Raw genomic sequence first — 23,416 nt, forward strand, 5'->3', positions numbered from 1 at the left:
CGATAGTGCCCCACCGATGATCACCGCGCGCGAACGGGATACGGCGCTCGCGGATCAGTAGCAGGTCAACGGTTGCAGCGGATCGGCCGCGCGCGGGGTGAGCGCCTGGTAGGCGGCGGCGATGCCCTTGACCGCGAGCCGCAGCTCCGACTCCGAGTGGGTGTAGGGCAGCCTCAGGAACCGCTCGAACGCGCCCTGCACGCCGAAGCGCGGACCCGCGGCGAGCAGCACCCCGTGGTTGGGCGCGGTCGCGGCGAGCGCGGTGGACACCGGCGCGGGCAGTTGCGCCCACAGCGACATGCCGCCGCGGCCCTCGATGACCCGCCAGTCGGGTAGTTCCTCCGCGAGCGCATCGAGCATGGCGCCGCGCTGCGAACGCAGCTGTTCGCGCCGCCGGTCGAGAATGGTCTCGGCATGTTCGAGCAGATGGACCGTGGCGAGCTGATCCATTACCGGGGTGCCGAGGTCGACGGTGGAGCGGATGCCGAGCAGTTTGGTGATCAGCGCCTGATTGGTGCGGACCCAGCCGACGCGCAGGCCGCCCCAGAAGGACTTGGAGGCCGAACCGATGGTGACGATCTCCGCCCCTTTGGCGAACGCGGCGACCGGCGGCGGCAGCGGACCCTCGCCGAGCCGCAGGTCCACCATCGATTCGTCGACGACGACGGTCATGCGGGTCTCCCTGGCGATGGCGGCCAGTTCGGCGCGGCCGGCGGCGTCGAGCAGCAGTCCGGTGGGGTTGTTGAAGTCTGGCACCAGATAGGCGAGGGTCGCCGCGGTCTGGCGCGCGGCGCTGCGCACACCGTCCAGATCCCAGCCCTTGTCCGTGTTCTCGGGTCGCAGCGGGACCGGCACCGGTCGCGCGCCGACATCGCGGATCGCCTCGATGCCGTTCGGGTAGGTCGGGTGGTCGATGAGCACCCGCGCCGACGGTGCGGTGAGGACATTGAGCAGCAGCCGCAGACCGTGCTGCGCGCCGAGGGTGACCAGGATCTGGTCCGGTTCGGTGGGCAGGCCGCGTTCGGTGTAGCGGCGGGCCAGCGCCTCGCGCAGGGCCAGCACGCCGACCGGGTCCATGCCGTGCGTGCCGAGGTAGGCCGGAAGTCCTTCCAGCGCGGCGGAATACGCCTCTTGCATCTCCAGGGGCGCGGCCATCGCGGCGTAGGTCATGTCGATGGTGGTGAGTTCGGGCTTGGCCATCATGGCCAGGATGCTGCGCGCCGGTCGGGTGCCGTCATTGGGCAGGGCGGGCGGCAGCGCCACCGTGCTGCGTGATCCCTGCCTGCTGATCAGATAGCCGTGTTCGCGCAGCAGGGCGTAGGCGGAGGTGATAGTGGTGCGACTCACACCGAGGGTGGTCGCGAGATCCCGTTCGCTGGGCAGCGCCACACCGAGCGGCGCGCGGCCGTCGTGGATGAGCAGGCGAATGCCTTCGGCCAGTGCGAGATAGACGGGCCGCGTCGGCCGTTTGCCGTCACCGTCCGCCGGATCGGCATTCCGCCACATGCCCAGATCGCGGGCCAGACTCGCCGCACCGATAACTCTCGTCGCCATACAGGCCAGTATTGAGCAATTGGATATTTGTCGGCAAGTCCAGTTGGCGGACCCTGTGCATATGATCGCACTGCTCCCCCTGCTCATCCTGGCCTGTTTCGGATATGCCATCGTCCGCTACGCCCCGCCTTCGCAACCGCGCGAATTCCGACTCGACCGCTTCCGGCCGCGCGGCACGCTCACCGAAGGCTCCCGCTCGCACTACGACGAGCAGCGAAGATATGTCGACCTCGCCGCGATACACGGCCGCGCCGAACCCTCGGAGACCACCGCGGCGGCCCGGACCGCCACCGCGGGCGATGCCGTCAAGGCCAGTTTTGGATAACTGGACTGGCCTTGCCGGGGATGTCGTAGTCGGGGTGCAGACTGAGGCCATGCGCGTTCCGACCGATCCCGCCCACGCGACCCTGTTCGACACCGCCATAGGCCGGTGCGCGGTGGCGTGGAGCGGCGAGTCCGTCATCCGGTTCGGACTACCCGACAGCGATGCCGACGCGCTGCTGCGCTGGATCACCCGCGGATTCGGCGACCACGCCGAGATCACCGAGCGCGTGCCCGCCGGCGAGATCGCGACAGCGGTCGAGGGCATACGCGCGCACCTCGACGGTGACCTCGACGATCTGCGCTGGATTCGATTGGACACCAACGCGATTCCGGAATTCCACCGCCGCGTCTACGAGATCACCCGCGCCATCGGGCCGGGCCGCACGCTCAGCTACGGCCAGGTCGCCGACCGGCTCGGCGCACCCGGCGCGGCGCAGGCCGTCGGCCAGGCGCTCGGACGCAATCCGATCCCGCTGATCATTCCGTGCCACCGCGTTCTCGCCGCCGACCACGCGCTGCACGGCTTCTCCGCCCCCGGCGGCCTCACCACCAAACAGCGCCTGCTCGCAATCGAACGCACCCCCGGATTCGGCGAACCGACGCTGTTCTGACCGCTCACTGCGGCGGATGCTGCCGGTAGAAATCGCAGGGTTCCCCGGTGAGACATCCGTCCATACAGGCGAAATAGGTCTGGATGCAGCTGTTGGTCGAACAGCCGATCTCGATCAGATGCTGCTGGATTCGCCGATTACGATCGATCCCCGCCTGCCCGCTCGGCGTGGTGCTCACCCCCGTCGCCGACACCGACACCGGCTCCGGCGCCCCCGGATCATCCCCGCACCCGGACAGCAATCCCACGGCGACCACCGCCGCCGCACCGATCGCCACCCGATTTCGAACCATCCACACCTCTCCACAGGGACCGTCCTGTCCCGACCGTACCCACAATCGAGCCCGCGAGATACTCGAAACGCCCGCGGGCCGGATCGGGTCAGACCAGCGAGCCCACCGCGCCGCCGACCACACCGCCGACGGCCGCGGCGGGGAGGCCGACCGCGGCCGCACCGACTGCCGCGCCGATGCCCGCGCCGATCACGGTGGAGGCGCCCGCCACGGGGACACCGGCGAGCAGGGCCGCGCCGAGAGCGGGGACGGCGCCCGCGCCGCCGGTGGGAACGGCCGCCGCGGCGGCCGCGATGGCTCCGCCCGCGGCGGTGCCGACCACGCCGACCCCGAATCCGACACCCGCGCCGATCAGACCGCCGCCGACGCCGCCGACCACCGCGCCGGGGATTCCGGTCGCGGCCGCGCCGATCAGGGCGCCGGTGGCGACATTGTTCATGCGCCGCTGGTCGAATTGGGTGGCGGCGGCGAACTGGGTCTCGACCTGCGCGATGCCATCGTTCACGTCTGCGAGCAGATCGGCGGGAACCTCCTGCGGGACGGGAGCGGCGAAGCCCGCCACGCGCAGTTCGTGCGGCTGTTCGACCGGCGGGGCGAGATCGAGGACCGGCAGATCCGGGGGCACGTCCGCGGCGCCCTGCGGGACCTGGAGCGGCTGGGGCCGGGCGGGTTCGGCGCGCTGCAATCCGGGATCGTTCTCCGACTGGACGACCATCGGATCCGACGGACGCTCGGGCTCGGTGGTGACACCGGGCTGGCGCGGCTTGTCCTTCTCCGGCGGCACCGAGGCCGGCTGCACTGGCTGCTCGGTCTGGCTCAGCCCCGGATTCGCGGGCACCGCGGCGGGATCGGCGCTCGCAGTTCCCGCGCAGACCACGGCCAATGCGATCGGCACCGCGCCGATCGCGGCATTGCGCGCCCCCGAGTTCTGTACCCGTCGATGCCGACCTGCCACGGCAAACACTCCCACTGCGTAGGTGAATCACTGCGGGCCGGGCTGCATCGCGGCCGCGATCAACCCTATTCCCGGACAGTAAGTTACAGCACAATCGGCTCCGGCGGTTCACGGTGGGCGAGTCGCGCTCAGCCGAGTTGTTCTCCGCGCATGAGCGCCCCGAGCGATTCCCGGTCGGTGACATCCATTTTGGTGCACGCGCGATACAGATGCCCCTCGACCGTGCGCACCGAGACGGTCAGCCGATCGGCGATCTGCCGGTTGGAAAGACCGGCCGCGACCAGGTTCGCGATCTCGCGTTCGCGCACGGTCAACGGCAATGGCTGTGCGACGCGACGCAGGGCCGGCGTGGCCGCGCCGCCGCACACCGCGGCGAGCCGGTTGGCGGTGGCGGCCGATTCGACCAGGCGGCGGCGGTCGCCGTCGCGCTCGTGCGCCGACACGGCCTGCGCGGCGGCGTCGGCGGCCGATAGCAGTGCGCCGATACGCTCGAATTCGGTTGCCGCGGCATCCAATCCGTCTCCGTCGTGGGCGGCGAGGGCGACCGCGTGCGCGGCTTGGGCGCGGACGAGTCGTCCGTCGACCCGCCTGGCGAGTTCCGCGAGCCGCCGCGCCACCGATCTCTCCCCGAAGCGCGCGGCGGTGTGCAGTGCGGTCGCCTCGATGGCGTGCTGACGCGACCGCTCGGCCGCGTCCGCGGCGGTGACGGCGATGTCGACGGCAGCGGTGACCATGCCCTCCGCGGCGGCGTGACAGGCGCGGGCGATCTCGAGTTGCGGATCGTAGACCGCGCTGTGCCGACCCCCGCGCCGCTGCGCCTCGGCCAGCGACTCGGCGGCCTCGCCGGTGCGGCCGAGTGCGCAATATGCCTCGGCCAAGCGGATTCGCGCGGGAATGATCCAGGCCGCCGCGCCTTCGGTGGTCAACGCGGCCAGCGCCTGCTCCAGATTCTCGATGCCATCGGGGAATCGACCGCACGCGACGGCAACGGTGCCTTGCAGGATCTTCGACATCCCCCAGGCCAGATACTGGCCCGGCGCGGAATGGTCCGCGGTGTCCGCGGCGCGGCGTTCGGCGGCGTCCAACTCGCCGGACAATGTCAGAGCCAGCACCTCGGCGTGGGTCGAGATGAATCTATTGAGTCCGTCGATGCGGGATTCGATCTCGCGGCCGCGCGCGGCATACCGCCGCGCCGCCGCCGCCCGGCCCATCAGCGCCAGCGCCAATCCGCCGCCGAAGGCCGCCCACCAGACCGCCCACGGCGGCGCCTCCTCGGCGTTCATCACGGTCTCGGCGTCGGCGAAGGCCGCGCTCAGCCGATTCTCGTTGACCGCGCACGCCGAGGCAAGCCCGGCCATCACCAGCCGAATCCTCGGATGGCTCGCCTTGGCGCGGACCTGCGCCAGCACCTCGTCGGCGCGATCGGCATCTCCCTTGGCCCAGAACAGATTCGACACCCGGGTATTGCCCCACCGGGCCAACTGCACCTCGGTGAGCCGATCGGGATCGAAACCCGCCAGGGTGCGTTCGGCCTCGATGCGATGCCCCTGCCACAGCAGTGCTCGGGCGAGCAGATCGGCCGCCTCCACGCCGCCGCCGCGTTCGACCGCGGCCCGCGCGAACCGTTCGGCCAGTGGCAGATCGGCGAGATCGATGGCATCGGCAGAAGCCGCGACGATCAATTCCAGATCGGCGGATTTATCGCTGTCCAGCGCCAATTCGGCCAGCCGGATGCGATCGGCGGCGGAATCGACCGGACGCTGTTTCAGCGCCGAATACAGTTCGCCGCGCAGTCGCCGAGCCGAGGCGAGGCCGAGTCGACGGCGGATGACCTCGCCGAACAGCGGGTGGGTGTAGCGCACGACCAGTTGCCGCGAATTCTCCACGACCCGTACCACACCGCGGGTTTCGGCCGCCTCGACCGCGTCCTCACCCGCGAGTCCGGCCAGCACGTCCACATCGATCGGCTCGCAGAAAGTGAGGAATTCCAGAACCCGCAGCACCGAATCCGGCAATTGCTCGACCCGATCTTCGAGCAGCGCCGCCAATTCCGAGGTGACCGCGGCCCGGCCGCGCAACTGCCACACCCCGTTCACCTGACGCAGTGCGCCCGCCTCGAGCGCGCCCTCCACCAGATGCCGCAGATACAGCGCGTTGCCGCCGGAGGACTCCCACATGAGGTTGGCGGTGAAGCCCTCCAGATGTCCGCCGAGCATGGATTCCACGAGGTGGACGCTCTGTAGATGGGTGAACGGCCGCAGATCGATGCGCAGCAGGTGACCGTCCTTCCACAGTGAGGTCACCGCGTCGGGCACCGTGAAACCGCTGCGCACCGTTGCCACGATGTGCGCGGCCTTGTCGATGGCCAGTTGCAGCAGCAGGGTGGCCGAGAGCTGATCGAGCAGATGCGCGTCGTCGACGCCGATGACGGTGTCGCCATCGGCGAGCAACGCCTCGCGCGCGGCCGCCATGAAGGTCACCGGATCGTGCGCGGTGTAGACGCCGACCATGTGCGCGAAGACGCCGAGCGGAATGCCGCGCGCGGACTCGGTTCCGGCGACCCACCGGATGGTGCCGCCGACGGCGGCTGTCGCCTGCCTGGCCAGGGTGGTCTTGCCGACCCCCGCGTCGCCGATCAGGATGGCACCGACGTAGTCACGGCCGTCGAGCGCGGAGCGAATCGCGTCGAACTCGGTCTCGCGCGCGACGACAGGCCAGTTCCGAGCCATGGGTCAACTGTAGTTCTTCGCCGTACACGATCGAGGGTATCTATCAATCCCGAACAGGCACAGCCGCATAACCCCGGCAACCATAGCCGACGCTATGGTTCGATCCTTCGTTCAGCTCAGGACATCGTGGCGGACGATGGTCTGATCACGGCCGGGACCGACACCGATACACGAGATCCGCGCACCCGACAGTTCCTCAAGCCGCGTCACGTACGCCCGCGCGTTGGCGGGCAACTCCTCGAAGGTGCGCGCCGCGGAGATGTCCTCCCACCAGCCCGGCATCTCCTCGAAGATCGGCTTGGCGTGATGGAAATCGGTCTGCGTGGTCGGCATCTGCTCGACGCGCTCGCCATCGATCTCGTAGGCGACGCAGATGGGCACGGTGTCGAGCCCCGACAGCACGTCCAGCTTGGTGAGGAAGTAGTCGGTGATTCCGTTCACCCTGGTCGCGTAGCGGGCGATCACCGCGTCGAACCAACCGCAGCGACGCGCCCGGCCGGTGGTGACGCCGACCTCACCGCCGTTCTTGGCCAGGAATTCGCCGAACTGGTCGAACAGTTCGGTCGGGAAAGGACCCGAGCCGACCCGGGTGGTGTAGCACTTGAGGATGCCGAGCACCGTATTGATCTTGTTCGGGCCGATTCCCGAACCGACCGCCGCGCCGCCCGAGGTCGGATTGGACGAGGTCACATACGGATAGGTGCCGTGGTCGACGTCGAGCAGCGTGCCCTGCGAGCCCTCGAGCAGCACCGTCTCCCCACGCTCCAGCGCCTCGTTCAACCGCAGCCGGGTATCGGCGATGCGGTGCTTGAATCCCTCGGCCTGCTCGAGCACCTCGTCCACCACCTGCTGCGGGTCGAGGGCGCGGCGGTTGTAGATCTTGACCAACACCTGGTTCTTGAACTCCAGGGCCGCCTCGACCTTCTGGGTGAGAATTTTCGGATCGAGCACATCGGCGACCCGCACGCCGACCCGGGCGACCTTGTCCTGGTAACACGGCCCGATCCCCCGGCCGGTGGTGCCGATCTTCTTGTTGCCGAGGAAGCGTTCGGTGACCTTATCGATGGCCACGTGGTACGGCATGATCAGGTGCGCGTCGGCCGAGAGCAGCAAGCCCGAGGTGTCGACGGCGCGCTCTTCCAGACCAGCGAGTTCGCCGAGCAGCACCCCCGGATCCACCACGACGCCGTTACCGATGACATTGGTGACGCCCGGGGTGAGAATGCCCGACGGGATAAGGTGCAGCGCGAACTTGTCGCCGTTGGGCAGCACCACCGTGTGACCCGCGTTGTTGCCGCCCTGGTACCGGACAACCCATTGCAGGCGGCCACCGAGCAGATCGGTCGCTTTGCCCTTGCCCTCGTCGCCCCATTGGGCGCCGATCAGGACGATTGCCGGCATCGTGTGTCTCCTACGGTCGGGGCGCAGCACGGCCGTGCTGCAGCTACCTACCCGTCTGGAGGAGGCGGCCGGTAACTCATTTTAGCCGATGCCCCGTGACCGGCTCGGAACCGGATCGGTGCGGAGCCGTAGGGCGTGCCCCCATCATCACGGCTATGGTTGGGCACGGAGCGCGGCCCGAACGGGGTTCGCTCGGAAGAGGCGAGGGGGCCGACGGGTGTGTCGGCCGGACCGAGGAGGGTGTACGGCAGTTTGAGTACCCACGTTCTCCGCTGCGACGGTTCGCCCGTTCCGATCGCCCTCTCCGCCTTACCAACCACCCAAACGGCCGCGATACCACAGACTTCCATCCTCGACGAACTGCTCCCGGTTCTCGCCGCGGACAGTCTGCCCCGGCTCATCGTGCTCGGTGACGACGCCGCGCTCGCCGCGGTGCTCACCCACCTGATGAAGACCGAGCGGCTACACGTCGAGATCGGCTATGTGCCCGTCGACAAGACCTACGGTTCGCGCGCCTACCAGACCGGCACGGGAAACGCCGCCGCGAAGCGCGCCATCGGCGGGCGCGCCACCGAGACCCCGCTCATCCGCGACGACACCGGCACCGTCCTGGTCGGGCGCGCCGTCATCACCGGCGTCGACAACGGCAAGCTCGAGGGCGAGGCGTATGTCGACGACACCATGCTGTTCACCGGCAAGGTGAACGCCATGCTCGTCTCCCCGACACCGGATCTGCCCGGACTGCGCGCGACTGTGCGGAAGGGTCTGCGCAAGCGGCGCTGGGTCGAGGGCAGGGCGGTACAGCTCGGCACTCCCGGCGCGGTGGTCACCCGCGACGGCGTACGCACCGACCGGACCGTCCCCCGGTCGAGTTTCTACCGCCATCACGAATCCTGGTATCTGGTGCGATGAACACGCCTTTCACCCGCGAGCGGTCCGGCCGCGGCGCGGTCCGGCCGAGTCCGGTCTTCCTGCTCGTGGTCGCCATCGCCATCGGCGGCGGCGCACTGGCCTGGACCTCCGAACTCAGCTCGACCCGCGCCGAGATCGGCGTATTCGTGCTGGTCGTCGCGGGCTGGATCGTCTCGCTGTGCCTGCACGAATTCGCGCACGCCTATATGGCGTGGCGGGCGGGCGACCGGGAAGTCGAACTGCGCGGCTACCTCACGCTGAATCCGCTGAAGTACTCCCATCCGCTGCTGTCGATCGTGTTGCCGATCGTGTTCATCGCCCTCGGCGGCATCGGCCTGCCCGGCGGTGCGGTCTACGTCCACACCCACGCGGTCTCGCCGCGCGTGCAGCGCCTCATCAGCGGGGCGGGACCGGCGGTGAACGCGCTGTGCGCGGTGATCCTGCTGGCGATCGTGCGGATATTCGGCAGCGGCACAGCACATCCCGCGTTCTGGTACGGGCTGAGCTTCCTGGCGTTCCTCCAGATCACCGCGGCACTGCTGAACGTTCTGCCGATTCCCGGACTCGACGGGTACGGCCTGCTCGAACCCTCGCTGAGCTATCAGACGCGGCGCTCGCTCGAGCAGTTCAAGCCTTTCGGCATGCTGATCGTGTTCGCGCTGCTGTTCACGCCGAGCGTCAACCGGGTCTTCTTCGACGCGGTCTACGCGCTGTTCGAATTGTCCGGCGTCCCGCGCGACTGGTCCTGGTACGGCGACTACCTGACCCGATTCTGGCGCTGACACCGCACGAGGTGGACCGGGTCGCCCGATCCCCCCGCCGGACCGGGCGACCCTCTCCGCCCGTCGCGTCCGGCCCGGCCCCCACCCCGTGCCCTGACCTCGCGTGACGCGGGCGGAGATGTCCGACCGCGACACCCCTCGTTCGGTCGCGGTCTCGATTCGAGGCTATGGTCGCGGCCCCCCGCGGGACACGAGTAGTGGACTACGCGAATCGGGTGCGCGAAGCGGGTCCCATCACGGCACCGGCGGCGGTTCATTCCACCGGGCGCACATAGGGATTGGGCACCGTCGGCGGTAACAGGGCGATCGCCGAGATGCGTTTCATACCGCACACCTGCATGAGATCGACCACGATCGAACGCAGTTGGGCGAACACCACGTGCGCCGAGAGTCCCGCGCCCGCAACGAGCTCGGGGCGCGCGCCCTTCGCGACGCCGCGCAGCACACGGGTCGCCTCGGCGGCATCGGGCAATTCGTCGTCACCGGCCAGAATCATTCTGCGCACCACGTCGACCGCGTGGGCGAGATCGTCCACCAGCTCGATCAACCGCGGGTCGAGGATCTCGTCGTCGTTGACCAGCGTGAGCGAACGACGCAGCAACACACGGGTATTGCGGACCGCGTTGTCCAACGGGTCGGCGGCCGCGCGAATCCGCTCGAGGCGGGCGCGGGAATTCCAGTACAGCGGCGAGATACGGCTGATCTCGCGGCCGCCCTCCAACGAGGAGCGCAGCGAATCGATCTGCGGCTGAGTCGCGCGCGCCGCGGTCAGCGCCGCGCGGATCTTCTCCGCGTCCTGTTCGAGCAGACCGTCCGCGCATTCGACCAGACCCGCGCTCAGCACCGCCAGTATCCCGGCGGCGTGATCGCGGGCGCGCCGCACCGGATGCAGCGGAATGGCGGCCACCATCACCACCCCGACCAGCCCGCCGACCAGCGCGTCTATCATGCGCGAGAGTCCGCCGCCCGCCGACGGCGGCATCAGCGTCGCCACCAGCACCGCCGAACCGGCCGCCTGCATCGTGATGATCGAACCGCCGTCCAGGAAGACCGCGAGCGCCATCGCCGTCGCGACCACCAGCGCGATCTGCCACACGCCGGTGCCAGCGCGGCTGATGAACAGGTCACCGATTCCGATGCCGACCGCCACGCCCACCACGAGCTCGAACGACCGGCGCAGCCGCGCGCCGAAGGAGACGCCGATCGAGACCACCGCCGCCGTTGGCGCGAAGAACGGCTGGGTGTGGCCGATGACCGTGTGCGCGATGAACCAGGCCAGCGCCGCACCCAGCGCGCACTGAACGATCGGCAGCGCCGACAGCCGCAGCCGAGTCAGCGAACGGCGCAGCCTGTCCTTACCGCTGTCGCGTGCGACAGCGACCCGGGAATCCGATCGCGGCAACCTCAGCCGAGGCCGAGTTCGGCCGCGGCGCGGGGATCGCAATCCTCCAGCAGATCCAGGCAGCGGGCATATTCCTCGGTCTCGCCGATCGCGCGGGCGGCCTTGGCCAGCGCGCCGACGCTGCGCAGGAAGCCGCGATTGGGTTCGTGGCTCCACGGCACCGGACCGAAGCCCTTCCAGCCATTGCGGCGCAGCAGGTCGAGACCGCGGTGATAGCCGGTGCGCGCGAACGCGTAGGCGGCGACGATGTCGTGGTTGACGATTTCCTCGTCGGACTTCGAACCGTCCTCGACGCCCCCGCGAGTCAGGGCGGCTTCGGCCAGATGGGCCCACGCGATGGAAGCGGCCGGATGATCGGCCGCGACCCGCACCGGGTCGACATTGTCGCCGAGCGCGTCCTCCGCGTCGGAGATTTCGGGCAGGAGCACCGGCTGGGGTCCGAGCAGATCACCGAACGAGGTCATGCGGTTCATTCTCGCATCGGCCCGGTACGGATCGTGCGCGCATCCCGGCGTGCGCGAATATTTCGTCCGGCGCTAACGCCGGGGACCGTGTGCGGCGATCCATTGGCGGACCCCGGTCGGCCGGGGCCGTTAGGCTGACCGTCGAGTTCAACTGATCCGCCCGAGCCGAGGGGTAGTTAGGTGTCCGACCCGAACGACGAGAAGAACCCGGCGCGAACAAGCACGGGAGCCGACCAGTCGCGCCCCGATCCCTCGCCGACACCGTCGTCCGCGCCCACCACGCCCGAACCCGCCGCGGCGCAACAGGCCACCGGCGCGCCCGCCCCCGGCAAGACGACCCCGGGCGGCCCGACCCGCCGCCCACTCTCGGAGAACCTACGAGCCGGAGGTGGTTACGTGCCCGACGTAAAGGCGGGAAACCGCCCCCGACCCGGGCCCGGCGCGGGTAGCCGGGAGTCCGACGCTCCCGCATCCGGCGGCGCGGCCGGACAGACCTCGGACGCGGGCGCTCGAAGCGGAGCGCAAGGTTCGGCGGGCGGGGGTCAAGCTCGCCCGGGAGTGCGCGGCGGTGATCCCGTGGTCTTTCGGCGGGAACCGTTGGGCGCCGGTCAGGGACGTCCTGCGGGCGGACCGGACGACCGGAGCACCGAGATGGCGCGTGACGGGGAGACCACCATCGGTCGCGACAATTCCGACGATCGCACGGTCACGATGAATACCCAGCGGCCGGGAGCGCGTCCCGCCGGAGCGACGGCCCCGGGTGCGCAGCCTCCGAACGCGGACGGCGAGACCCGGGTCATCCGCCCCGGCGCGGCCGGTGCGGCGCGACCGAATCAGGCGACGAACGGACCGGGCGTGAAACAGGGGCCGACCGCCGCGGAGGACAAGACGGTGCGCATCAGCACCGCGGCCTCGGCGGCAGGCGCGGAGTCCGGTGGCACCGGCAAGTCCGCTCCCGGCGCCGCTCCGGCCGCGACCGGAACCGAGAACACCGGCGGCGACGCGCAGGCAGGCGCCGACACCGATCCGCACGCGACGAGCGACCGGGCGGCGGATTCACCCACATCAGGCACGGCGGCGAAGACGAACGCGGCAGGTGCGGCGCGCACAGATCGCGGACCGGCGGCAGGACCGTCCGGCACACAGAACCCGCCCACGGGCGACAGGCCGACCGCAACCGGCGGGGCCGCAGGCGCGGGCGCAACCGGCGGGGTCGCGGGCGCGGGCGCAACCGGCGGGGTCGCGGGCGCAGGCGCAACCAGCGGGGTCGCGGGCGCAGGCGCAACCAGCACCACCCCAGGCGCAGGCGCAACCAGCACCACGCCGAGCACGGCGGCAACCGGCACCCCGGGCACGGCGGCGGCGGGAGCCGCCGGGACCACGGCGAGTGGGCCGCGCGGTGCCGAGGGCGCGGACGTGGCGACCGGATCGCGGGCAGGCGATGCCGCGAAGCAGGCCGAAGGCGCCGCGCCGGGATCGGCCGGACAACGACCGGACCGGGCTCCTGCCGCGGGCGGTGCGGCAGCGGGATCGCCGAAGGAGACCGCATCCGCCGCCTCGGCGGGAACCGCCGGGTCGGGTGCTGCGGCCGGGGCGAAGTCGAGCCAAGGCTCCGACACCGGTAAGGCGGGCGGACCGGAACGCCCGGGGCAGGCGGCAGCCGAGTCGGGAGTCGCGGCAGGCGCCGCCGCGGGAGCGGTGGCGGGAGCCGCCGCGAATTCGTCCGCGGCATCCGGCGGCGGGCAGGCAGGAGTACCACGGGACGCGGGGACAGCCGATGCGGAACGCGCGGGATCGGTAGGTTCGACGCGAGGGGCGGGCGAACGGTCCGACGACGCGGCTCGACCCGACACGGCGGCGGGAGCCGCATCCGACCCGAGCGGCCCCGCGCCCGCCGGTGCCGCGGCGGATGCGGCGCAGGCCCCCCGACCGCACGGGCAGGCGCGTGGGCCGCAAGCGGCGGGCGCGGGCGGACCGCAGGCCACGACTGCGCCGGATGCCCTTCAGCCGGGCCGCCCGGCGCGTGCGCCGCAGGATTCCGATGGGCCGAGCGCCGGTGCGCGATCCGGGGACGGAGTCGCCCGGGATCGCCTCGATGAGCCTTCGGGTGGGGATGATTCGAAGACCACCGTTATTCGACGGCCGGGCGGGGGTGCGCCGGAGGAGCCGGGGGATGACAGGACGGTGGTGATGCGGGTGCCCCGGGCGGGGCAGCCGGGTTCCCCGTCGGATGGTGGCGAAGACAAGACGGTCGCCATTCCGATCATCGATCCCGCCAACGCGCCGACCATGGCCATGCCGATTCAGGTGCCGCCGGGTCAGCAGCAGACCCAGCGGATACGGAAGCCGGGGACCGATCGGGTGACGGGGCCGCGGCCGGGGCCGCTGTCGAAGCCGCCTGCCACGCCTCGGCCCGCGCCGGGGCCGAAACAGCCGGGGCCGCAGGGCGGTCCTGCGGGGCAGGCGCACGACGCGGTCGAACAGACCCGTCCCGCACCGCCGCCGCAGGCAGGCAGGCCGCGCCCGAATATGGCGAAGGCGCCATCGCCCGCCGATACGCAGATGACCTCGCCGGTGCATTCGGCCCAGGGCGGCCCGCGCGCCGAGCAGCCGCGCCCGATGGCCGCACCGCAGCGGATCGCGCCGCCGCCCTATCAGCCGCCCCCGCGTGACGCGGCGGCGGCCGGCGGCAAGTCCAAGCGATGGCTGCTCGCGGTGTCGGCGGCGGCCGCGGTGCTGGTCGCGATCCTGGTCGTGGTTGCCTTCACGCTGGTCGGCAAGACGAGCACCTCGCCGGAGGCCGAGGTGCGCACAGCGATCTCCCAGTACACGGACGCGCTGCGCACAGGCGATCTGGCGACACTGCGGTCGAGCACCTGTGGGCCGCTGCATGATTTCTACGCCAAGATTTCGGAGGGGCAGTTCGCGGGCGTGCACCGGATGTCGGCCGAACGCAAGAGCATTCCGGTGGTCGACACCGTCGACGCCATCGCCATCACCGGCGATACCGCGATCGCGCAGGCCACGGTCTACACGGAGGCGGAGCCGGCGAAGCGCTCGGCGCGCACCTTCGACCTGCAACACACCGACGCGGGCTGGAAGGTCTGCGACCCCACCGCGTCGACCCCCTGACGGATGCTCGACCACAACGCTCGGATACGCCCGGCACACATGGCGGTTCGTGTCGTCGGCCTGTCGAGGCGGTCTCGGATGGCCTGTTCACCGCGGGCCTGACCGCCGACTTCCGACCGAGCGGGCACGGCGATCGGGCCGTCACCGCGAGCCGCGGCGCGCCCTTCGCCGGATTCGTGCCGGTCGGCGTGGACGCGCGTCGGATCGGCGGGCGCATCGGATCGGCGCACCCGCGCCTGCGCGCGCACCACGTCCTCGACCTCCGGCAGCGCCGCGATGCTGGCGCCGAGTCCGGTGGGCAGCCGGCGGCCCGGTCGGAAACTGTTCCAGGCCGCGATAGCGCTCGGCCGAGCTCCGCTTCGCCTGATCAGCCGAGCGCGGCGTGCATGAGGTAGACGTTGTAGTCGCTCCAGGTGGAGATGGTGAAGTAGAGGTCCGAGCCGCTGGACCAGGGGTGGATGAATCCGCCGTAGAGTTCGGCGTGGTCGGCCACGGTGACCATCGGGGTGCCCGGCGACCACGCGCCCTGCGGTGAATCCGCTTCGCGCAGCACGATCGCGGCTTTCGCGGTGTCGAGATAACTCATCTGCCAGACCCGCCGGACGGGGTCGAAGCGGACCGAGAGCTCGCCCGCGGGCGCGTCGACGATCGGTGTGGCGGAACCGAATCCGCCCACGGGAGTCCACTGCCCATCGATCCAGTACTGGTAGGCGGTGGTGTTGAGGATCTGGTCCTCGGCGACCCTGGCGAGTCCGACCGCGCCGAGCCGGGTATTGGGCGTGCCGAACATGTAGACGTATCCGCCCTGCGGAACCATCGCGCTGACCTGGAAATTCGCGAGTCCGAAGATATTGTCCCAGCGGGCGTGCGGATCCTTGGTCCAAGTCTGACCGTGATCGTCGGAGTAGGCGATGCCGCCGTAGTTGGTGTAGAAGCTGCCGGGCAGGCTGTTCCAGGTGCGTATCGACATGTAGCTCATGTACTGCCGGTCACCGAGGGCGAATCCGGAGGTCGGAATGGTGGTGACCTCGATATTGTCGAGTTTGCGGCTGCTGAGCACCTCCGCCGCGTGGCAGCGGCTGTCGGTGACCATGCTGTCGTAGGTCACTCCATCGGACAGGTCGCGGTCGGTGCTGACGGCGAGCACGTTGCTGCGCCAGTCTCCGCCCATGCCGCCGGGCGGATGGAAGCCGCGGCCGACGGTGTCGCCGAAGGCGGTGAGGATCTGCCCCGGCGCGCTTTCCCACATGATGCCGAGATCGGTGCCGTCGACCTGCCAGCGTTTGTCGGTGCGATTGACCGAGTCGGCACCGGTCTGTTTGGACACCTCGCGCACGGCGAGCACGCGCGGCGCGGGTCGGGCGGGTGTGCGCGCGGCGGGTTCGATCGGCGGATCGACTCGCGCCGGTGGCGGCGGCACGGGCCCGGGATCGGGGCTGGGCCCGGGAATCGCGAAATGGAAGGGTTTGGGCGACAACAGGATTTCGGGAATGCCGAGTTGGCGCAACAGACCGGGCGGCGGCGTCGGCCCGTCGGTGAGATCCGGGCACGGATTCGCGCACGGGTCGGTGGGCAGGGTCATCTCGATCCGGGTCGGCGTCGGATCGGGCTGCGGCGGCGGCACGACGGTGACAACCGGATACGGAACGGGCACCTCGACCGTCTTGGGCACCAGCGGCTCGTGCGTGGGCGCGGCCGCGGTGTGACACGGTCCGGTACCCGGAATCGACACCGCCGCATCGGGTTCGGCATGTGCGAGTACCGGACGGTCGGCGCAGAACAGCGCACCCGCGCCGACCACCACCGCCCCGACGACGGCCATCAGACGTCCGACCATGCCACCCCTCATTTCCTCGGCAGTTCGCATCAGCGCCAGAACCTACCCGGCCGCACCGCCCGTCGCGCGGGAAGCCCACCCCCGCGGCGCGCCGCGCGAACACTTTGAAAGGAATCGAATGCGGCATTTTGCCGAATGTGTGCGCGACGCCCTGCTAACCTCCATCTCGCGACACTCCTGTCGGGGGGAGCTGGCGTCGGCCGGTATCACAGGACTACCGGTCGGTAGATCATATCGATTGCGGGCGTTGCGGTTTCGTGAGCCCGCCGGAACTCACGGGAATCACCATCATGAGCAGAACGATCCGTGTCCGCGCCGTGCTCGCAGCGAGTGCCGCGCTGCTGCTGGCCGGTGCCGCACTGCCCGCCCTCGCGGCCGCGCAACCCTCGTCGGAGCAGCAGGATCAGGTCTACTACAAGAATTGCGCCGCGGTCCGCGCGGCGGGCAAGGCGCCGCTGTACGAGGGCGAGCCGGGCTACGCACCGCATCTGGACCGCGACGGCGACGGAATCGCCTGCGAGAAATAGGAGTATCTCTGGCGGCGCCTGCGGCGCCGCGGGGCTGTTCACAACTGCTCGCCGACGGCGGTGCCCGCTGACCGAGCGCCCGCTAACCGAGCGCCTGGAAGGTCAGGATCGTGGCGCCGATCCTGATGACATCGCCGTCGGCGAGCAGCGCGCCGCTCTCGATGGGCTCCTCGTTGACGTACACGCCGTTGGCCGAATGCAGATCCTTGATGAGCAATCCGGCGCGGCTCGGCATGATATGCGCGTGGTAGCGGCTGGCCTTCGGATCATCGAGGACCAGGTCGTTGTCGGTCATGCGGCCGATGCGCATACCGCCCTGGGCGATTACCAGCGCCCGGCCGTCGGCCATGCGCAACTGCCCGCTGCGCACCGAACGCGGCATCTCGGTGACGGTTTCGGTCATGGCCGCCGCGAGGCGCTCGGATCGCTTGAGCTCCACCGTATTCAGCGGTTCCTGACGCAGCACCCGCTGTTCCAGTTCCACCAGCGGCGGACTCGGGTCGATGCCGAGTTCCTCGGCGAGCACGGTGCGCACCCGGCGGCAGGCGTCCAGCGCGTCGGCCTGACGGCCGGACAGGTACAGCGCGGTGATCAACTGCACCCACAACGGTTCGCGCAGCGGATGCTCACCGGTCAGCGAGACCAGTTCGCCGATGACCGAGGACGCGCGCCCGCAGGCGATCTCGGCATCGATGCGGGCCGAGGCGGCCAGCAGCCGTTCCTCGTCCATGGCGGTGGCGAAGCCGTCGGCGAATTGCAGACCCGCCAGATCCGCCAGCGCCCGACCGCTCCACTCGCGCAGCGCGGTGCCGAACAGTTGCGCGGCGCCCGCGTGATCGCCCGCCTCGGCGCATTTGGCCGCGGCGTCGCGCGCGGCCTCGAAGCGACCGATATCGCAGGCGTTCTCCGGGATCTCCAGGCGGTAGCCCGACGATTCGGTCCGCAGCACCCGCGCCGGATCGACGCCGGAGTTCCGCAACGCCTTGCGAATATTCGAGACGAACACCTGGAGACTGGCGGCGTAGGAATCGGGCGGATCCTCGTTCCACACCATATCGGCCAATGCGGCCGAGGCCACGGCACGCCGTCGGTTGACGGTGAGCGCGGCCAGCAAAGCCCGCGGCTTGGGCCCGCCCACCGCCACCGGCTCACCACCGACGAACAACCGGACGGGCCCGAGCACGCGCACATCGAGACTCATGAACTCGGGCCCCCGAGGGATCTGGGGTCAGGCGCTGATCGACCGTCCCGCGGACTTCAGATCATTGCACGCCTCGACGACGCGCGCCGACATGGCCGCCTCGGCCTTCTTCAAGTAGGACCGCGGGTCGTAGCTCTTCTTGTTGCCGACCTCGCCGTCCACCTTCAGCACACCGTCGTAGTTGGTGAACATGTGACCCACGATCGGGCGGGTGAAGGCGTACTGGGTGTCGGTGTCGACGTTCATCTTCACCACGCCGAAGCACAGCGAATCCTCGATATCCGACTTCAGCGAGCCCGAGCCGCCGTGGAAGACGAAGTCGAACGGCTGCGCGTCGGCGCCGAGGCCGAGTTTGGCCGCCGCGACGCGCTGGCCCTCGGCGAGCACCTCGGGCTTGAGCACCACATTGCCCGGCTTGTAGACGCCGTGCACGTTGCCGAAGGTGGCGGCGAGCAGGTACTTGCCGTTCTCACCCGCGCCGAGCGCGTCGATGGTCTTCTCGAAGTCCTCGGAGGTGGTGTAGAGCTTGTCGTTGATCTCGGCCTCGACGCCGTCCTCCTCGCCGCCGACCACGCCGATCTCGACCTCGAGGATGATCTTCGCCGCGGCGGTGGCCTTCAGCAGCTCCTTGGCGATCTCGAGGTTCTCGTCGATCGGGACGGCCGAGCCGTCCCACATATGCGACTGGAACAGCGGATTCTGTCCGGCGTTCACGCGCTCCTGGGAGATCGCGATGAGCGGACGAACGAAACCGTCGAGCTTGTCCTTGGGGCAGTGGTCGGTGTGCAGCGCGATGGTCACGTCGTACCTGGCGGCGACGACGTGAGCGAACTCGGCCAGCGCGACCGAGCCGGTGACCATGTCCTTGACACCGAGGCCGGAACCGAATTCCGCGCCACCGGTGGAGAACTGGATGATGCCGTCACTTCCCGCGTCGGCGAAACCCTTGATCGCCGCGTTGATCGTCTCCGACGACGTGCAGTTGATAGCGGGGAAGGCGAAGGAGTGCGCTTTGGCCCGACCGAGCATCTCGGCGTAGACCTCCGGAGTCGCGATGGGCACTGTGAAGACCTCCGTGTTGTGCGGCAAGAGACATTCTGTCAGGCCAACAGTAAGGCAGGGAACTTTCGTGACCCAAGGCACCCGGGGATCATCGCCCCCACTCGCGGCCCAGGCAGACGGGCTGTGCGGTAGCTGCTTGACGCACCGGTAGTTTTGTCCTCGACCCGAGGAATCCGGCACGACCCGGTACTGTGGGCGAGGTAATTGCGCTGGCAGCTTCCGACGCGGTGGCGAGGGCACTTCTCAGACCAGCGCATCCCCGGACAGGAGGCCGCGTGTTACTGCTGGCAGCGACCGAATCGGTGACGAGCAATGTCGCGCTGACCCAGTTGCTCGATCCGATGTACCTGCTCACCGAATCGTGGCTGAAGAACGCGGTACTGCCTGCGATCCTGGTCATCGTCTTCATCGAGACCGGTTTGCTCTTTCCCATCCTGCCCGGCGATTCGCTGTTGTTCACCGGCGGCTTGCTCGCGGCGCAGGAGAATCCGCCGGTCAGCATATGGCTGCTGGTGCCGGCCGTGACCTTCATCGCGTTCGCGGGCGACCAGACCGGCTATTGGATCGGCCGCGGCATCGGTCCGAAGATCTTCCACAAGGAGGACACCCGCTTCTTCAAGAAGCACTACGTCACCGAGACGCACGCCTTCTTCGAGAAGCACGGACCCAAGACGATCATCCTGGCGCGCTTCGTGCCGATCGTGCGCACGTTCATGCCCGTGCTCGCGGGTGTGTCCAAGATGGACTACCGCAAGTTCGTGGCCTTCGACATCGTCGGCGCGGTCCTGTGGGGCGGCGGTGTGACGGTGCTCGGCTACTTCCTCGGCAATGTCGCCTTCGTACGCGATCACGTCGAGGCGATCTTCCTGTTGATCGTGTTCGTCTCGATCCTGCCCGGCATCATCGCGGTCGCGAAGAAGATGCTCAGCCGCGACGCGGCGACGAAGCAGCCCGAAGCCGAGCTGACCGCCGCCGCGACGAACGAGCCGACTCGCTGAACCGGTGTCGACGGAATCGTTGGCCTTGGCCCTGGGCAGGTTCGATCCGCTGGTCTCAGCGGGACCGGCGCTCGTCTGGACGGTGGTGCTCACCTTCGTCTTCCTCGAGTGCGCGCTGATCATCGGACTGTTCCTGCCCGGTGACTCCATGCTCATCACGGCGGGCATCGTCATGGCCTCGCACGCGAGCGGTGAGGCGCACGTATGGGCGCTGTCGGTCGGCACGATGGCGGCGGCGATCGCGGGCAACCAGGTCGGCTACGTCATCGGTCAACGCACCGGGCACCATCTGGTCGCCCGCAAGAACGGCCGGGTCATCAACACGCGCAATCTGCAACGGGTCTCGGAGTTGCTCCAGCGGCACGGATTCCTCGCGGTGCTGGTCGCCCGCTGGATTCCGTGGGTGCGCACGCTGTGCCCGATGGTCGCGGGCGCGGCGCGGATGGATCACCGCAAGTACACCGTCGCCAGTACGGTGGGAGCGATCATCTGGGCTCCGGTGCTGCTGCTCATCGGCTACTACGCGGGCGGTTTCCTGGAACGGGTGCCGTGGCTGATGCCGGTCGTCATCGGCACACTCGTGGTCGGTCTGGTCGCGGGCACCGTGATCGGCGTGCGCCACTACCGGCAGGAAATGGCCAGACCGGCCGAGGACTTCGACCTGGACGCACCGGCGGCCGTCGCCGAGGCCGAGGGCTGCTGAGCGCCGGGGCCGAGTAGCGCCGGGGATGAGTAGCGCCGGGGCCGAGTAGCGCCGGGGCCGAGTAGCGCCGGGGCCGAGTAGCGCCGAGGGCCAGCAGTTCAGAATCCGGCGGCGCTGACCTGGTGCGCCGCCTCCATCAGCATCCAGCCCGACAACTGCACCGACAGGTCGCGTTCGGGCACCCTGGACGCGGTGACCGAACCGCCCGCGGTGAAATGGCCCGCTCCGAGCCTTCCGCCCGGCAGCTGCGCGCGGGTTCGCCAGTCCACCCCGAACAGTGGTTCGCCTTCCACGTCGAGCCGGTTCGACCAGGCCGCGGCGGCCGAGGCCAGTACGATGTCCGCCGCGGTACGCCGGTCGTCGGCCTGGGTGCGCTCGTCGCCGGGCAACATCAGCGCGACCACCGCCAGATAGCGGGCCAGGATGCCGTTGAAGAGTCCGCCGTCCCCACCGCCGCCCCCGTTGACGACGCCGCCGGTGGTCATCTGGTCCCGGACCGCGGTCAATAATCGGTGCACCCGCTCCGTATGGCGGGTTTCCCCGGTGTGCACGGCGAGTTCGGTCTCCAACCCGAGCACCACGCCCTGACAGTAGGTGAAGGTCGGATATTCGATCTCGCCCGACGGCAGGTGGATGCCGTCGAGGATGAGACCCGATTCGGGATGGTGCAGGGTCTCGTCGAGCCAGTCCGCGATCTGCTGGGCGCGGGCATAGCGACCCAGCCGCAACAGGGCGATGCCCGCGGGGCCGTTGGCGGGCGCGTTGAAATAGTCCGAGCCGACCCGCCACGGCACACCGCCGCCCGCCTCCGCGTTCCAGCCCTCGTAGAGCTTCTTCTCCAGCGCGACCAATGCGCCGCGCGCCTCGGTGATGCCGAGGGTGCGCTCGGCGCGCTCGGCGGCGATGGCCAGCCAGGCCATGTCGTCGTAGTAGTCGTTGGTCCAGCCGGTGATGTTGCGAATGCGGTGCGAGCGCACGAGTTCGGCGATCCGTTTGCGACGCGCCGGGGTCGGCACCCGATTGGCGGCGTCGACGGCGCAGTCGATCAGATGCGCCTGCCACCAGTAGTGCCAGGTCGCGAAGCCGCGTTCGCGTCTGGTCGCGGGCCAGCCCACAACGCCGAGTTCGGTGCCGGGCAGCGCCCACAGTGCGCGCAGATGCCGCGAGATGACCGCGGATTCGGCCATGTCCGCGCGCTCGGACCACACGACGGGCATCGATGCAGCATCATGCCCGGTCTGTGGGCTCCGCGACGTCATGCCTCAATGGTGCCAGGTCGCGCTCGAATTCTGCGCCCCATTCCGTTACCAAGATGTGGTCAAATCGGCATGCTGACGGATCCATGCATGCATTGCGATACCTGCCGCGACTCCGGCATTGATACTGCGGGTCGAACCGAACTGCGCGATCGAGACCGTCATCGCCGCCGCGTGTTTCGCGTCCTCGGTGACACCCGGTCCCTCCTGCCCGAACAGCAGCAGGCATTCGCGCGGCAACCGCACGGTCTCCAGCGGCACCGCCCCGGGGACGTTGTCCACCGCGACGACGGTCAGTGTGTGCCGGGCGGCGAAGTCGAGCAGCTCGGGAATGCCGCTGTGATGCTCGATGTGCTGGTAGCGGTCGGTCACCATCGCGCCGCGCCGATTCCAGCGCCTGCGCCCCACAATGTGCACCGCGGCGGCGGCGAAGGCGTTCGCGGTGCGCACCACGGTGCCGATATTCGCGTCGTGGCCGAAGTTCTCGATGGCCACGTGGAATGGGTGCCTGCGCCGATCGATGTCGGCGACGATGGCCTCGCGGGTCCAGTAACGGTAGGCGTCGACGACATTGCGCCGGTCGCCGTGCGTCAGCAGTTCCGTATCCAGCCGGGCGTCCGCGGGCGCGGGCGTGCCGAATTCCTCGAGCCAGGGACCGACGCCGTGCGGATGCTCGCCCCATTCGGTGGGCCCGCGCCCCTCGGTGTCCCGAACTCGCTCGTCCGTTGCTCGACTGCCGTGCTCCGGCCCTGACTGATTCACCCCGTCGATGCTAATTCCGGTCATCGCACCGATGCCGCCGAGTATCGGCCCCCCGTGCGATGACCGGTGTCGAGGTCAGTAACCCGATGTGGACGCGCCGATGGCGACCACGACCAACACGATGTAGAGGACGAGGAACAGGACGCCGATGATAAGGCCGATCGTCCCGATGATGCCGCAGATATAGCCGGCCTTGACATTGCCGCGCCCGCCGATCGCCCCGCCGGAGGCGTCGATCTCCTTGAGCGCCTTATTGCCCATCGACCAGGCGAACGGGCCGCACACACCGCATACGACCAGGCTCAGGATGCCGAGTATCAGAATCGTGGTGGCCTGCGGATGATCCGGCGGCGGCGCGTAACCGTAGCCGTAGGGCTGACCGTACGGTTGTTGAGGCGGATAGGGCTGGCCGTACGGTTGCTGTCCGTAAGGTTGTTGACCGGACTGGTCGAATTTGTCCATCGGCGGCGGATAACTCATGCGGGTGATGGTAGCCGGGAGCGCTCGTGCCG

Annotated in this window: 21 protein-coding genes; 8 read left to right on the forward strand and 13 right to left on the reverse strand. The window is 69.5% G+C overall.

All coding sequences use genetic code 11. The features are described from left to right. Window positions 1-54: 54 nt before the first annotated feature. Complete coding sequence (gene yczR, locus APZ21_RS06955) at window positions 55-1,554, reverse strand: MocR-like transcription factor YczR (RefSeq protein ID WP_054812391.1); 1,500 nt, start codon at window positions 1,552-1,554, stop codon at window positions 55-57. Between the two features lie 61 nt (window positions 1,555-1,615). On the opposite strand from yczR, the gene APZ21_RS06960 reads away from it, so the two are divergent. Then, a complete protein-coding gene (locus tag APZ21_RS06960; protein ID WP_054812392.1) occupies window positions 1,616-1,879 on the forward strand; it encodes a hypothetical protein in 264 nt (87 codons plus the stop codon). A gap of 49 nt (window positions 1,880-1,928) precedes the next feature. Continuing rightward, entirely contained in the window at window positions 1,929-2,489 is a 561-nt protein-coding gene (locus APZ21_RS06965) for a methylated-DNA--[protein]-cysteine S-methyltransferase (protein ID WP_054812393.1), read from the forward strand. A 4-nt stretch (window positions 2,490-2,493) separates the two neighbouring features. On the opposite strand, the gene APZ21_RS06970 is transcribed toward APZ21_RS06965, so the two are convergent. The 4 genes from APZ21_RS06970 to APZ21_RS06985 form a co-directional block, all read right to left on the reverse strand. Beyond that, window positions 2,494-2,781, reverse strand: coding sequence for a hypothetical protein (locus APZ21_RS06970; protein ID WP_156370795.1), 288 nt, complete (start codon window positions 2,779-2,781; stop codon window positions 2,494-2,496). Between the two features lie 88 nt (window positions 2,782-2,869). Then, the gene (locus APZ21_RS06975) at window positions 2,870-3,736 is read right to left on the reverse strand and encodes a hypothetical protein (RefSeq protein WP_239476525.1); all 867 of its coding nucleotides are present in this window, start codon (window positions 3,734-3,736) and stop codon (window positions 2,870-2,872) included. Window positions 3,737-3,864: 128 nt separating this feature from the next. Then, window positions 3,865-6,465, reverse strand: coding sequence for a helix-turn-helix transcriptional regulator (locus tag APZ21_RS06980; RefSeq protein WP_054812396.1), 2,601 nt, complete (start codon window positions 6,463-6,465; stop codon window positions 3,865-3,867). A 111-nt stretch (window positions 6,466-6,576) separates the two neighbouring features. After that, window positions 6,577-7,866, reverse strand: coding sequence for an adenylosuccinate synthase (locus APZ21_RS06985; protein WP_054812397.1), 1,290 nt, complete (start codon window positions 7,864-7,866; stop codon window positions 6,577-6,579). Window positions 7,867-8,118: 252 nt separating this feature from the next. Here APZ21_RS06985 and APZ21_RS06990 point away from each other — a divergent pair, with 252 nt between their 5' ends. After that, window positions 8,119-8,778: a hypothetical protein gene (locus tag APZ21_RS06990; RefSeq protein ID WP_239476526.1), complete on the forward strand. Its 660-nt coding sequence runs from the start codon at window positions 8,119-8,121 to the stop codon at window positions 8,776-8,778. Next, complete coding sequence (locus APZ21_RS06995) at window positions 8,775-9,560, forward strand: site-2 protease family protein (RefSeq protein WP_054812399.1); 786 nt, start codon at window positions 8,775-8,777, stop codon at window positions 9,558-9,560. The genes APZ21_RS06990 and APZ21_RS06995 overlap by 4 nt, the downstream gene beginning before the upstream one ends. A gap of 253 nt (window positions 9,561-9,813) precedes the next feature. Here APZ21_RS06995 and APZ21_RS07000 read toward each other — a convergent pair whose 3' ends face one another. Both APZ21_RS07000 and APZ21_RS07005 read right to left on the reverse strand, forming a co-directional pair. Next, window positions 9,814-10,962, reverse strand: coding sequence for an FUSC family protein (locus APZ21_RS07000; RefSeq protein ID WP_054812400.1), 1,149 nt, complete (start codon window positions 10,960-10,962; stop codon window positions 9,814-9,816). A 2-nt stretch (window positions 10,963-10,964) separates the two neighbouring features. Continuing rightward, a complete protein-coding gene (locus tag APZ21_RS07005) occupies window positions 10,965-11,426 on the reverse strand; it encodes a DUF3151 domain-containing protein (protein ID WP_054812434.1) in 462 nt (153 codons plus the stop codon). A gap of 180 nt (window positions 11,427-11,606) precedes the next feature. Between APZ21_RS07005 and APZ21_RS35480 the strand changes: the two genes are divergently transcribed. Then, window positions 11,607-14,558 (forward strand): Rv0361 family membrane protein, encoded by a 2,952-nt coding sequence (locus APZ21_RS35480; protein ID WP_239476527.1) that lies wholly within the window; start codon window positions 11,607-11,609, stop codon window positions 14,556-14,558. Window positions 14,559-14,925: 367 nt separating this feature from the next. Here APZ21_RS35480 and APZ21_RS07015 read toward each other — a convergent pair whose 3' ends face one another. Beyond that, window positions 14,926-16,395, reverse strand: a complete 1,470-nt coding sequence (locus APZ21_RS07015) for a DUF4185 domain-containing protein (RefSeq protein ID WP_054812401.1) — start codon at window positions 16,393-16,395, stop codon at window positions 14,926-14,928. A gap of 290 nt (window positions 16,396-16,685) precedes the next feature. On the opposite strand from APZ21_RS07015, the gene APZ21_RS36265 reads away from it, so the two are divergent. Further along, window positions 16,686-16,922 (forward strand): excalibur calcium-binding domain-containing protein, encoded by a 237-nt coding sequence (locus tag APZ21_RS36265; RefSeq protein WP_054812436.1) that lies wholly within the window; start codon window positions 16,686-16,688, stop codon window positions 16,920-16,922. Window positions 16,923-17,004: 82 nt separating this feature from the next. Here APZ21_RS36265 and APZ21_RS07025 read toward each other — a convergent pair whose 3' ends face one another. Both APZ21_RS07025 and fbaA read right to left on the reverse strand, forming a co-directional pair. After that, window positions 17,005-18,123, reverse strand: coding sequence for a BTAD domain-containing putative transcriptional regulator (locus APZ21_RS07025; protein ID WP_054812402.1), 1,119 nt, complete (start codon window positions 18,121-18,123; stop codon window positions 17,005-17,007). Between the two features lie 27 nt (window positions 18,124-18,150). After that, window positions 18,151-19,185, reverse strand: coding sequence for a class II fructose-bisphosphate aldolase (fbaA, locus tag APZ21_RS07030; RefSeq protein WP_054812403.1), 1,035 nt, complete (start codon window positions 19,183-19,185; stop codon window positions 18,151-18,153). Window positions 19,186-19,526: 341 nt separating this feature from the next. Here fbaA and APZ21_RS07035 point away from each other — a divergent pair, with 341 nt between their 5' ends. Together APZ21_RS07035 and APZ21_RS07040 are read left to right on the forward strand one after the other, a co-directional pair. Further along, entirely contained in the window at window positions 19,527-20,183 is a 657-nt protein-coding gene (locus tag APZ21_RS07035; RefSeq protein ID WP_082392903.1) for a DedA family protein, read from the forward strand. A gap of 19 nt (window positions 20,184-20,202) precedes the next feature. Beyond that, window positions 20,203-20,886 (forward strand): DedA family protein, encoded by a 684-nt coding sequence (locus APZ21_RS07040; RefSeq protein WP_054812437.1) that lies wholly within the window; start codon window positions 20,203-20,205, stop codon window positions 20,884-20,886. 98 nt (window positions 20,887-20,984) lie between these two features. Here APZ21_RS07040 and APZ21_RS07045 read toward each other — a convergent pair whose 3' ends face one another. From APZ21_RS07045 to APZ21_RS35490, 3 genes are all read right to left on the reverse strand, one after another. Beyond that, window positions 20,985-22,103 carry a glycoside hydrolase family 76 protein gene (locus APZ21_RS07045; RefSeq protein ID WP_054812405.1) on the reverse strand — a complete coding sequence of 373 codons (1,119 nt, stop codon included), beginning with the start codon at window positions 22,101-22,103 and terminating at the stop codon, window positions 20,985-20,987. An 87-nt stretch (window positions 22,104-22,190) separates the two neighbouring features. Then, the gene (locus APZ21_RS07050) at window positions 22,191-22,928 is read right to left on the reverse strand and encodes a TrmH family RNA methyltransferase (RefSeq protein WP_082392896.1); all 738 of its coding nucleotides are present in this window, start codon (window positions 22,926-22,928) and stop codon (window positions 22,191-22,193) included. 51 nt (window positions 22,929-22,979) lie between these two features. Further along, the gene (locus APZ21_RS35490) at window positions 22,980-23,384 is read right to left on the reverse strand and encodes a DUF4190 domain-containing protein (protein WP_307589300.1); all 405 of its coding nucleotides are present in this window, start codon (window positions 23,382-23,384) and stop codon (window positions 22,980-22,982) included. Window positions 23,385-23,416: the final 32 nt, after the last annotated feature.

Source organism: Nocardia arizonensis, assembly GCF_001310275.1.
GTDB lineage: Bacteria > Actinomycetota > Actinomycetes > Mycobacteriales > Mycobacteriaceae > Nocardia > Nocardia arizonensis.